The 11,839-nt window shown below is 66.8% G+C and carries 10 protein-coding genes; 7 read left to right on the forward strand and 3 right to left on the reverse strand.

Annotated elements, in window-relative coordinates; translation table 11 throughout:
* The first annotated feature begins 17 nt into the window (after positions 1 to 17).
* Positions 18 to 935: a LysR family transcriptional regulator gene (locus ASC83_RS02960; protein WP_056057862.1), complete on the forward strand. Its 918-nt coding sequence runs from the start codon at positions 18 to 20 to the stop codon at positions 933 to 935.
* Positions 936 to 1,032: 97 nt separating this feature from the next.
* Positions 1,033 to 1,941 carry a hydroxymethylglutaryl-CoA lyase gene (locus ASC83_RS02965; protein ID WP_056057865.1) on the forward strand — a complete coding sequence of 303 codons (909 nt, stop codon included), beginning with the start codon at positions 1,033 to 1,035 and terminating at the stop codon, positions 1,939 to 1,941.
* Between the two features lie 28 nt (positions 1,942 to 1,969).
* On the opposite strand, the gene ASC83_RS02970 is transcribed toward ASC83_RS02965, so the two are convergent.
* Genes ASC83_RS02970 through ASC83_RS02980 form a run of 3 tightly spaced genes read right to left on the reverse strand, consistent with a single transcriptional unit; the run spans position 1,970 to position 7,959 of the window.
* Positions 1,970 to 3,433: an efflux transporter outer membrane subunit gene (locus tag ASC83_RS02970; protein WP_056057868.1), complete on the reverse strand. Its 1,464-nt coding sequence runs from the start codon at positions 3,431 to 3,433 to the stop codon at positions 1,970 to 1,972.
* Positions 3,430 to 6,618, reverse strand: coding sequence for an efflux RND transporter permease subunit (locus tag ASC83_RS02975; protein WP_056057871.1), 3,189 nt, complete (start codon positions 6,616 to 6,618; stop codon positions 3,430 to 3,432). Before ASC83_RS02975 ends, ASC83_RS02970 begins: the two co-directional genes overlap by 4 nt.
* 18 nt (positions 6,619 to 6,636) lie before the next feature.
* The gene (locus ASC83_RS02980) at positions 6,637 to 7,959 is read right to left on the reverse strand and encodes an efflux RND transporter periplasmic adaptor subunit (RefSeq protein ID WP_056057874.1); all 1,323 of its coding nucleotides are present in this window, start codon (positions 7,957 to 7,959) and stop codon (positions 6,637 to 6,639) included.
* Positions 7,960 to 8,167: 208 nt separating this feature from the next.
* Between ASC83_RS02980 and ASC83_RS02985 the strand changes: the two genes are divergently transcribed.
* The 5 genes from ASC83_RS02985 to ASC83_RS03005 all read left to right on the forward strand — a co-directional run bounded on the left by ASC83_RS02985 (position 8,168) and on the right by ASC83_RS03005 (position 11,807).
* Entirely contained in the window at positions 8,168 to 8,701 is a 534-nt protein-coding gene (locus ASC83_RS02985; protein ID WP_056057877.1) for a YbaK/EbsC family protein, read from the forward strand.
* Complete coding sequence (locus ASC83_RS02990) at positions 8,698 to 8,964, forward strand: DUF1289 domain-containing protein (RefSeq protein WP_015015746.1); 267 nt, start codon at positions 8,698 to 8,700, stop codon at positions 8,962 to 8,964. The genes ASC83_RS02985 and ASC83_RS02990 overlap by 4 nt, the downstream gene beginning before the upstream one ends.
* On the forward strand, positions 8,961 to 9,614 hold the full coding sequence (locus ASC83_RS02995) for a 2-hydroxychromene-2-carboxylate isomerase (RefSeq protein ID WP_056057880.1): 654 nt from the start codon (positions 8,961 to 8,963) through the stop codon (positions 9,612 to 9,614). Before ASC83_RS02990 ends, ASC83_RS02995 begins: the two co-directional genes overlap by 4 nt.
* 173 nt (positions 9,615 to 9,787) lie before the next feature.
* The gene (locus tag ASC83_RS03000; protein WP_056057882.1) at positions 9,788 to 11,449 is read left to right on the forward strand and encodes an MFS transporter; all 1,662 of its coding nucleotides are present in this window, start codon (positions 9,788 to 9,790) and stop codon (positions 11,447 to 11,449) included.
* Positions 11,450 to 11,597: 148 nt separating this feature from the next.
* On the forward strand, positions 11,598 to 11,807 hold the full coding sequence (locus tag ASC83_RS03005; protein ID WP_056057887.1) for a hypothetical protein: 210 nt from the start codon (positions 11,598 to 11,600) through the stop codon (positions 11,805 to 11,807).
* Positions 11,808 to 11,839: the final 32 nt, after the last annotated feature.

Raw genomic sequence — 11,839 nt, forward strand, 5'->3', positions numbered from 1 at the left:
CGATAGACTGATCAGCTATGAAGATCAATTGGTCCGCCCGCGAGGTGGATGTGTTCCTGTCGTTGGCCGAGACGCTGAGTTTTCGGCGCACGGCCTTGCAGATGCACCTGTCGCAGTCGGCGGTGTCGGGCACGGTGGCGCGGCTGGAGGAGATGCTGGACGTGCGCCTGTTCGAGCGCACCACGCGCACCGTGCAGCTCACGCTGGCGGGCGAGGTGTTTGCCGAGCAGGCGCGGTTCCTGCGCCACCAGATGGAGGAGACGGTGCGCCGCGTGCAGGAGGTGGCGCAGCTGCAGGTGGGCCGCGTTGCGCTGGCGGCGCTGCCGTCGCTGGCCGCAGGGGCTGTGCCACGGGCCTTTGCCCGGTTCTCCGCGCAGCACCCGGGCGTGCAGATGGAGCTGATCGACAGCCTGGCGGGCCCAGCGTTTGACATGGTGCGTGCCGGGCGTGTGGACTTTGCCCTCACCGCGGCCAACCCCGCCTATGCCGACCTGGACTACACCCCGCTGGTGTCCGACCGCTTTGTGCTGCTGATGGGGCGCACGCACCCGCTGGCCCGAGGGCGCAGCGCCATTGCCTGGGCGGATGTGGCCGAGCTGCCGCACATCTCCATGCCCGCAGGTACCAGCGTGCGGCAGTATGCGGAAGAGGCCTTGCTGACCCACCGCATCCGTTTTGCGCCGCGCTATGAGGTGGAACACCTGGCCACCATCGCGGCCATGGTGGCTGCGGGGCTGGGCGTGAGCGCGCTGCCCGAACTGGCCGCCCAGGTGGTGCGCAGGCCCGAGGTGGTCACGCGAGCGCTCAAGGCGCCCGTGCTGCACCGGCCCATCGGGCTGATCACGCTCCGGGGGCGGCCGCTGTCGCTGGCGGCGCAGGCCATGGTGGCCCTGCTGCGGCAAGAGGTGGCGGGTGATGGCACCCGTACGGGCTGATGGCGCGTCCGGCGAATGGTCTGGCACGATATGGGGTGGCCCTGTGGAGGCGCAGGCGAGACAATGGCGGATTCCTTGATCCACCCTTGGTAGCCCCATGAGCATTCCCTCCCGCGTCCGCCTCATCGACGTTGGCCCCCGCGACGGCCTGCAGAACGAAAAGACCCCGGTGCCCGCCGCCGTCAAGATCGAGCTGGTGCACCGCCTGCAGCAGGCCGGCCTGAAAGAGATCGAGGTCACCAGCTACGTCAGCCCCAAGTGGGTGCCGCAGATGGCCGACAACCACGAGGTGATGGCGGGCATCACCCGCCAGCCAGGCGTGGCGTATTCGGTGCTCACGCCCAACCTCAAGGGCTTTGAGGCGGCATTGCTGGACCAGCCCGACGAGATCGTCGTCTTCGGTTCCGCCAGCGAGGCCTTCAGCCAACGCAACATCAACTGCAGCATTGCCGAGAGCATCGAGCGTTTTGCCCCGGTAGTGGAGGCAGCATTGGCCGCCGGCATCCGTGTGCGCGGCGCCATGAGCTGCACCGTGGGCTGCCCGTACGAAGGCGACATTGCCCCTGAGCGCGTGGCCTACCTGGCTGGCCTGCTCCAGGGCATTGGCGTGCAGCGCGTGGATGTGGCTGACACCATTGGTGTGGGCACGCCGCGCAAGGTGCAGAAGGCGCTGGAGGCGACGCTGCAGCACTTTGGCATCGACGATGTGTCGGGCCATTTCCACGACACCTACGGCCAGGCGCTGTCGAACACACTGGCCGCGCTGGAGCTGGGCGTGTGGAACTTCCAGTCGTCCGTGGCGGGTCTGGGCGGCTGCCCTTATGCCAAGGGCGCCACCGGCAACGTGGCCACTGAAGACGTGGTGTACATGCTGCAGGGCATGGGCATTGAGACCGGCATCGACCTGGACCAGCTCATCGATGCCGGGGCCTACATCAGCGGCTTCCTGGATCGCAAGCCCAACTCACGCGCGGCCAATGCCTTGCTGACCAAGCGCGCGGGCTGACTATCGATCCATCTGCACCCGGCCGCCGTCAACCGGCGTCCGGGGTGCCGCCCAGCACTTTCCAGAGCGTCACGCGATTGACCTGCTCGGCCTGGCGCAGACCGATGAGGGTCTGCTGCGCTGCGTAAAGGCTGCGCTGCGCATCCAGCACCGTGAGGTAGTTGTCCACCCCGGCCTTGAAACGTGCCTCCGACAGGTCGAACGCCTTCTGGGTGGAGGCCACCAGCCGCGTCTGCGCGGCAATGCGCTCGTCCCACTGCGCGCGGTCGGCCAGCACATCGGCGGTCTCGCGGAACGCGGTCTGCACGGCCTTTTCGTACTGGGCCACCGCGATGCGCTGGTTGGCCTCGGCCACCTGCACGTTGGCGCGGTTGCGGCCGGCGTCGAAGATGGGCAGGCGGACCAGCGGCACAAAGCTCCAGGTGCCGCTGCCTGCGCCAAACAGACCGTCCAGCTCGCGGCTGCCAGTGCCTACATTGGCCGTGAGGCTGATGGTGGGGAACAGGGCCGCCCGCGCAGCGCCGATGTTCGCCTCGGCGGCGCGCAGGGCATTTTCGGCGGCCTGCACATCGGGGCGGGCGAGCAGCACGCTGGAGGCCAGCGGCACCGGCACGGGCTGCAACGCCGCCGGGGCCTGCGCGTCTGCACGCAGCGTGCTGGCAGTGGGCCACAGGGCCGCAGGCACCGGGCCGCCCACCAGCAATTGCAGTGCGTTGCGGTCGCGCTCCACCTGCGCCAGGTAGGTCGCCACATCACCGCGTGCCGCGTCCACCGTGGTCTGCGCCTGGGCCAGCACCAGTCCCGATGTGGAGCCGATGGCGTGGATGCGTTCGGTCAGTGCATAGGCCTTTTCGCGGCTGGCCAGGGTGTCGCGCGCCAGTTGCAGCCGGGCTTCGTCGGCGGCCAGGGTGAGCCAGGCGTTGGCCACATCGGCAATCAGGCCCGTCTGGATGTTGCGCTGGTTCTGCTGGCTCTGCAGAAACTGCTGCAGCGCTGCCTCGTTGAGGTTGCGCACCCGGCCCCAGAAGTCGATCTCGTAACTGGCAAACCCCAGTTGTGCCGTGTACTGCGTGGCCACCTGCGCAGGGGCTGTGGCGCTGCTCATGCCGGCGGCGGTGCGCGCGCGGCTGGCCTGCGCCTGCGCGGTGACGCTGGGCAACAGGTCGGCGCGGGTGATGCCGTACTGGGCGCGGGCCCGTTCGATGGTCTCGACGGCCACGCGCAGGTCGCGGTTGTTCGACAGCGCGAGGGCAATGACATCGCGCAGCGGCTGGGCCTGCACCCAGCCCAGCGCCGCTGCCGCCTGCAGACTGGCGTCGCTGGCCACGGCCGGCTGCCCACTGGTGGTGCCCACGGTGTCAGGCACCGGCAGGGCGGGCGTCTGGTGCATGGGGGCCAGGTTGCAGCCCGCGATCAGTGCGGTGGTGGCCAGGGCTGCAGCGATGGCGGCAGGCCGGCGCTGGCGGCGTGGCGAAAAGGGTGGGCGCGTCATGCTGCGCTCTCCTGAGTGGGGTGCGGTAGGGTGGTGGCAGGCGGTGGCGGTGCGTTGTCCTCGCTGCGCGACCGGCTCTTGAACCAGCGGCGGATCAGCAGGAAGAACACCGGCACCAGGAAGATGCCCAGCACCGTGGAAGCCAGCATGCCGCCCAGCACGGCGGTACCGATGGCCACCCGACCGCCTGCACCCGCGCCGGTGCCGATGGCCAGCGGGATCACCCCGAAGCCGAACGCCAGCGAGGTCATCAGGATGGGCCGCAGGCGCAGGCGCACGGCCGCGACGATGGCGTCAAACAGGTTCTTGCCCTGCTCCTGCAGCTGCACAGCAAACTCCACGATCAGGATCGCGTTTTTGGACGCCAGCCCCACCGTGGTCAGCAGCCCCACCTGAAAGTACACATCGTTGGTGAGGCCCCGGGTGTAGGTGGCGGCGAGTGCGCCCACCACGCCCAGCGGCACGGCCAGGATCACCGACAGCGGCACGGTCCAGCTCTCATACAGGGCCGCCAGGCACAGGAACACGAACAGGATCGAGATCGCGTACAGCATGGGGGCCTGGGCGCCCGACTGGCGCTCTTGCAGCGAGGCGCCCGTCCACTCGTAGCCAATGCCGGGAGGTAGCGTGCGCAGGATGTCTTCCACGATCTTCATGGCGGCGCCCGAGCTCACGCCTGGTGCGGCGCGGCCTTCCAGCTCGTACGCCGGGTTGCCGTTGTAGCGCAGCAGCTGCGGCGATCCGTAGGCCCAGTAGCTGGTGGAGAACGCGCCAAACGGCACCATCTCGCCCTTGCTGTTGCGCACGCTCCAGCGTGCCACGTCCTGCGGCAGCATGCGCGCCGGGGCGTCGCCCTGGATGTACACGCGCTTGACCCGTTCGTTGTTCAGGAAGTCGTTCACGTAGGTGCCGCCAATGGCGCTGGAGAGCACGCTGTTGATGTCGTTGTACGACAGCCCGAGCGCGGCGGCCTTGCGGTCGTCGATCTCCAGGCGCAGCTCGCTGGCATCTTCCAGGTTGGTCATGCGCAGGTTGGTCAGCTCGGGCCGTTTGCGCGCTTCGGACAGGAAGGTGTTGGTGGCTGCCAGCAACGCCTGGTGGCCCAGGCCGTTCATGTCCTTGATCACAAAGTTGAAGCCCGAGCTGGAGCCCAGGCCCCGCACGGCCGGCGGCATGACGACCAGCACCCGCGCATCGCGGATGGAGGCCAGGTCGCGCGTGGCCTTGTAGGCGATCTGCGCGGCGGCCTGGTTGGGCAGCGTGCGGTCTTCCCAGGGCTTGAGGCGCACAAAGCCACGTGCCGAGGCCTGGTCTCCGTTGATGCCCGAGACCTGGTAGAAGCTCAGCACATCGGGCTGCTGCGCAAAGTAGTCGCGCACCTGGTCCAGCACGCTCTGCAGCCGCGCATCGGCGGCGCCCGAGGGCAGGTTCACGTTCACGTACAGGAAGCCCTGGTCTTCGTCGGGCAGGAAGGATGTGGGCAGGCGCGCCATGAGCAGCCACACCACGCCACACACCGCCAGAAAGATCAGCACCATGCGCTTGGTGCGGCGCAGTGTGTAGGCCACTGTGCCCTGGTAGCGTGCCGAGGTGGCGTCGAAATGGTGGTTGAACCAGCGGAAGAACCGGTCGTTCAGGCCCAGCAGGCCGCGCCGGATGGGCCGGTCATGCCCGGCAGACGCGGCTGCGGGCTTGAGCAGCGTGGCGCACAGCGCCGGGGTGAGGGTGAGCGCCACAAACACCGACAGCGCCATGGCCGCCACGATGGTGATGGAGAACTGCCGGTAGATCACGCCGGTGGAGCCGCCAAAGAACGCCATGGGCACGAACACCGCCGACAGCGTGACTCCGATGCCCACCAGGGCGGGCGTGATTTCGCGCATGGACTGGCGGGTGGCCTCCTTGGCCGACTGGTCGGTCTCGTGCATCACCCGCTCGACGTTTTCGACCACCACGATCGCATCGTCCACCAGCAGGCCGATGGCCAGCACCATGGCAAACATGGTCAGCGTGTTGATCGAATACCCCGCCAGCGACAGCACCCCGAAGGTGCCCAGCAGCACCACCGGCACGGCAATGGCGGGGATCAGCGTGGCGCGGAAGTTCTGCAAAAACACGAACATCACGATCACCACCAGGATCATGGCTTCGCCCAGTGCGCTGACCACTTCCTTGATGGATGCGCGCACGAAGGGCGTGGAGTCCGAACTCACGAAGTAGTCGATCTGGTTGGGAAAGTAGGGCTTGAGTTCAGCCAGCTTGGCGGCGATGGCGTCGGCCACCTGCATGGCGTTGGCGCCGTCGGCCAGCACGATGCCCATGCCCGCGCCGGGCATGCCATTGAGCTTGGCCTTCACAGTCAGGTTCTCGGCACCCAGCTCCACGCGGGCCACGTCCTTGACGGTGACCACTGAGCCATCGAGCGCCGACTTGAGCACGATGGCCTCGAACTGCTCCACCGTCTTGAGCTTGGTGCGGGCGGTGATGGTGGCGTTGAGCTGCTGGTCGGACACCGCGGGCAGGGCGCCCAGCTGGCCGGCAGATACCTGCGCGTTCTGGGCGTTGAGCGCATTGACCAGGTCCGACGGCATCAGCGCGTACTTCTCCATCTTGGCCGGGTCCATCCAGATGCGCATGGCGTAGTTGGTGCCGAACACCGTCACGTCACCGACACCGTCGATGCGGCCGATCACGTCCACCAGGCTGCTGGTCAGGAAGTCGCCGATGTCCACGGCGCTCATGGAGGGGTCTTTGGAGAAGAAGCTGTAGGTGACCAGGAAGTCCTGCCCGCCCTTGTTCACGAAAACGCCCCGGCTCTTGACGGCGTCGGGCAGGCGGTTGGTGGCGGCCTGCAGCTTGTTTTGCACCTGCACCTGCGCCACGTCGATGTTGGTGCCGGGCGCGAAGGTGAGCGTGGTGCGCGAGCGGCCCGAGGCATCCGAGGTCGAGCTCATGTAGAGCATGTTGTCGATGCCCTTGAGCTGCTGCTCGATGATCTGCGTCACCGAGTTCTCGACCGTCTCGGCCGAGGCGCCGGTGTATTGCGAGCCGATGGTCACGCGTGGCGGAGCGATGTCGGGGTACTGCTCCAGCGGCAGCGTGACGATGGACAGCGCACCGCCCAGCATGATGATGATGGCGATGACCCAGGCAAAAATGGGCCGGTTGATGAAGAACTGAGCCATGTGCTGCGTCCTTCGTGCTCAGCGGGAGGCCGCTGGGGCAGGGGCCGAGGCGGGCGCGGCACCTGCAGCGGGCGGCACGTCGGCGCCTGGGGCTCCCTTGCGGCCCTTGGCGGGGGCTTTGGGATCCACTTCCACCGCGCGCACCTTGTCGCCGGGTTTGACGCGCTGGAACCCTTCGGTCACCACGCGCTCGCCGGCAGCCAACCCGCCTTGCAGCAGCCATTGGTTGCCCACCGCACGGTCGATGCTGATCGGGCGTTTTTCCACCACATCGCCTTCCTTGACCACCAGCACGCTGGGCTTGCCGGTGAGGTCGCGGGTCACGGCCTGCTGGGGCACCAGCAGGGCTTCGGGCGCAAGGCCGGTGGGCAGCAGCGCCTGCACGTACATGCCGGGCATCAGCGTGCCCCTGGGGTTGGGCACCACGGCGCGCAGCGTGACGGTGCCGGTGGTGGCGTTCACGATCACGCCGGCAAACTGCAGCTGGCCGCGTTGCGCGTACTCGGTGCCGTCGTCCAGGCGGATGCGCACGGGGATCTTGTCGCCCTCGACCTTCTGGAAGCGGCCAGCGTCCCAGTCCCGCTGCAACTGCATCAGCTCGGTGGTGGACTGGGTGAAGTCCACGTACATCGGGTCAAGCTGGACGATGGAGGTCAGCGCATCGGCCTGGTTGGCCGTGACCAGCGCTCCCGGCGTCACGTTGGACAGGCTGATGCGTCCACTGATCGGTGCCTCGATGCGGCTGTACTTGAGGTTGATGCGGGCGGTGGCCAGGTTGGCCTGGGCCACGGCCACGTCGGAGCGCGACTGGGCTGCGGCGGCCTGGCTTTCTTCAAAGGCCTGCTGGCTGATGGCGTCGATCTTCACCAGCTCCGCATTGCGCTTGGCCGTGGCCTCCTGGGTGCGCGCGGTAGCCTCGGCCTTGGCCAGGGCTGCCTTCGCGCTTGCCTCCGTGGCCCGCAGCGAGGCGTCATCGATCTGGTACAGCGGCTGGCCTTGGCGCACCAGCATCCCTTCGGTGAACAGGCGCTTTTGCAGGATGCCCGACACCTGGGGCCTTACCTCGGCCGTGAGCGAGGCGCGGGTGCGGCCGGGTAGGGCGGCTTCGAGCTGCTGGCTTTGCTGCTTGAGCGTGACTACGCCCACTTCAGGGGCGGCCTTGGCCGGTGCGGGGGCCTCGTTGGGTTTGCTGCAGCCGGACAAGATGCCCGCGATCAGCAGCAGCCCCAGCAACGTTCCCCGGCATGGCAATGCCCCGAGGGCGGGGCGGCCCGGCACAGTGTTGGCAGGGGAGGTCGCGGGCAGGCTCGGGCACAGCGGGGACAACGCAGCATCGTTCATGGGCGTGGGAGCGGTTGGGTTGGGAAGGTTCGGCGCATTGTGGGGCGCACACATTTCCTGTTTGTAAAGTGGCCGGATTTGGCCCGGGTGCCGGAGCGCCGTGCAGGGACATGCGGGCCGGGGTGCCAGGGAGGCCATGGCGCGCGGCAAAATGGAGGGAGACCCGACCGAATCACGCCCCCCTGTGGACCTGCTGGAGACAACGCGAATGTGTGGAGCCGAACTGAAGAACCTGCCTGAGGGCGTACAGCGTGTGGCTGCCGAGCTGCAGCGGCGCGGCCACCCGCACCTGCCGCAGATGCTGGACGATGCCGCACGCACCGCACAGCAGGCCGCCGATGCGCTGGGCATCCTGGTGGGGCAGGTGGCCAAGAGCATCATCTTCCGGCGCAAGAGCGACGATGCTGCGGTGCTGGTGGTCACCTCGGGCGACCGACGCGTGGACGAGAAAAAGGTGGAAGCCCATGTGGGCGGCAAGATCGGTCGGGCCGATGCCGAGTTTGTGAAATCGCGCACCGGCTTCTCGATTGGCGGCGTGTCGCCCGTGGCGCATGCCACGCCGCCCGTCACGCTCATCGACCAGGACCTGCTGCGCTTTGACGTGGTGTGGGCCGCAGCAGGCCACCCCCATGGCGTGTTCCCCTTGCACCCCAGCGACCTGCAGCGCCTGACGGGCGCACCCGTGGTGGACGTGGTGCAAGCACCGGTGGCGGACGCGTCTGCGCCCCAGGCGGTCGCATGAATGCTATTGATTTGCTAGCTGCCAAGGCAAAAGAGACTAGCGCTACCGGCCAATTTGACCCCAAAAGTGCCGAGCCAGTGCCTTCGCCCTGCATTTCGGTGTGCCGCATGACGCCCGACCGCAGCCACTGCGAAGGCTGCTTTCGCACGCTGGATGAAATCCGCGCCTGGTCGCGTGCCGACGCTCCGCAGCGGCGCGCCATCTGGGCGCAGTTGTTGCAACGCGCCGGCATTGCCTGGCCCGTGCCGGAGACCGAGGCATGAAGCGCATCACGTTCTACCTGGACTTCATTTCCCCCTATGCCTGGCTGGCGTTTGAGCGCTTGCCCGAGGTGCTGGAAGGGCTGACCTACAGCGTGACCTACCAGCCCGTGCTGCTGGGTGCCCTGCTGCAGCAGCACGGCAACCCCGGCCCTGCGGGCATTGCCCCCAAGCGCGACTGGACCTACCGCCATGTGACCTGGCTGGGCCATGCGCAAGGCACGCCACTGCAGATGCCTGCGCGCCACCCGTTCAACCCGCTGCCCCTGCTGCGCCAGGCCCTGGCCTGCAGTGACGACGGCAGCATCAACCGCTACGTGGCGGGCACGGTGCTGCGGCACGTGTGGCAAGGCGGCGCCGACGCGCTGGACCCTGCGCGCCTGGCCACGCTGGCCGAGGCGCTTGCGGAGCAGGTGCGCCCCGGGCAGGACGTGAACAGCGACGGCCCCAAGGCCTTGCTGCGCGCCAACACCGAAGCCGCGCAAGCAGCCGGTGTGTTTGGCGTGCCCGCGTTGGGGGTGGACGGCAAGCTGTTCTGGGGGCTCGACGGCCTGCCCATGCTGCGTGCCTACCTCGATGGCGACGCCTGGTTCGACGGCCCCGCTTGGGACGCTGTCAGCCAGCTCCCATCGGGTTTACCCGGCAAGCCCTGAGCAATTTCCGGATGCTGAAAGGGGTGCTGCGGGTTTCACCCTAAGTTGTCAGAGAGCGGTCAGTTTGATGAAAGCTCTTGTTGGTTTCGCGTCAGAGGGTGGTCAGTGCCATCTCCAAGAATGCGTGCAGCCCGCCGCAGTGCGGTCTGTAACACCAATAGGAGACACACACCATGGCAACTGTTCATCCCGCACCGCGGCCGATGTCGCCCGAAGAGAGGAAGGTCATCTTCGCCTCGTCGCTCGGCACCGTTTTCGAGTGGTACGACTTTTACCTGTACGGCTCGCTCGCAGCCATCATCGCCAAGCAGTTCTTCAGCGGTCTGGATGCCGGTTCGGCGTTCATCTTCGCGCTGCTGGCGTTTGCGGCGGGCTTCATTGTTCGTCCCTTCGGCGCCATCTTCTTCGGCCGCCTGGGCGACATGATCGGCCGCAAGTACACGTTCCTGGTCACCATCCTGATCATGGGCCTGTCCACCTTCATCGTGGGCATCTTGCCAACCTACGCGTCCATCGGTGTGGCCGCTCCCGTCATCCTGATTGCCCTGCGCCTGCTGCAAGGCCTGGCACTGGGCGGTGAATACGGCGGTGCTGCCACGTATGTGGCCGAGCACGCACCGCACGGCAAGCGCGGCGCCTACACCGCCTGGATCCAGACCACCGCCACGCTGGGCCTGTTCCTGTCGCTGATGGTGATCCTGGGCACCCGCACCGTGCTGGGCGAAGAAGCCTTTGGTGATTGGGGCTGGCGTGTTCCGTTCATCGTGTCGATCCTGCTGCTGGCCATTTCGGTCTGGATCCGCCTGTCGATGAACGAATCGCCTGCCTTCCAGAAGATGAAGGCCGAGGGCAAGACCTCCAAGGCACCGTTGACCGAATCCTTCGGCCAGTGGAAGAACCTGAAGATCGTGATCCTGGCACTGGTGGGCCTGACCGCCGGCCAGGCCGTGGTGTGGTATTCGGGCCAGTTCTATGCGCTGTTCTTCCTGACGCAAGCGCTGAAGGTCGATGGCGCCACCGCCAACATCTTCGTGGCCGTGTCGCTGCTGATTGGTACGCCGTTCTTCATCGTGTTCGGTTCGCTGTCGGACAAGATCGGCCGCAAGCCCATCATCCTGGCAGGCTGCCTGCTGGCCGCGCTGACGTACTTCCCTGTGTTCGGTGCACTGACCAAGGCGGCCAACCCTGCCCTGGCCGAAGCCCAGGCCAAGAACAAGGTGGTGATCACCGCTGACCCTGCCGAGTGCTCGTTCCAGTTCAACCCCACCGGCACCACCAAGTTCACCAGCTCGTGCGACATCGCCAAGCAGGTGCTGGCTGGCGCTTCGGTGAGCTATGAAAACGCTGTGGCTCCCGCCGGTACGGTGGCGAGCATCAAGATTGGCGAAACCGCAATCCCCTCGTACACCAGCAAGGGCCTGAGCGCTGACGAAGCCAAGAAGAAGGACGCCGAGTTCAAGAAGCTCGTGGCCGACGATCTGAAGGCCGCTGGCTACCCCACCAAGGCTGACCCTGCACGCATCGACAAGGTGATGGTCACCATCATCCTGACCTACCTGGTGCTGCTGGTGACCATGGTGTACGGCCCCATCGCCGCCATGCTGGTGGAAATGTTCCCCACCCGCATCCGCTACACGTCCATGTCCCTGCCGTACCACATCGGTAACGGCTGGTTCGGCGGCCTGCTGCCCACCACGGCGTTTGCCATCGTGGCCCAGACCGGCAACATGTACAACGGCCTGTGGTACCCCATCATCATCGCCGGTGCCACGGTGGTGATCGGTGGCCTGTTCATCAAGGAAACCAAGGACGTGGACATCTACGCCAACGACTGATCGTTACTGACCGGTGTACAGGGCCCGCCCCGCAAGGGTCGGGCCCTGTGTTCCATCAAGGGGCTTGTGTCGCGCACCAGTACAAACCACAACCCTGCGCGTCAGCCAGGCCCCTTGATTGAACAAACCCATCCCAGGAGATATTGATATGTGGAAGATTGTTGTTGGCTTCGTCTTGTTTGCCGCTTTGTCGATGTACGTGATCATCACGGCGGGCGACAAGGCCGACATGGGCGGAGAAAAGCACGGTGCCGATGCGGTGCACGCCCCCGAGGCACCCGCCAGCGCAGCTGCACCCGCAGCCGCCGCCGCGCCGGCACCCGCTGCAGCCCCTGCATCGGCTGCCAGCGCGCAATAAGCGCATTGCCCGGCATGACAAAGGCCCTGCCA

The sequence above is a fragment of the Acidovorax sp. Root402 genome (assembly GCF_001425125.1).
Taxonomy (GTDB): Bacteria; Pseudomonadota; Gammaproteobacteria; order Burkholderiales; family Burkholderiaceae_C; genus Acidovorax; species Acidovorax delafieldii.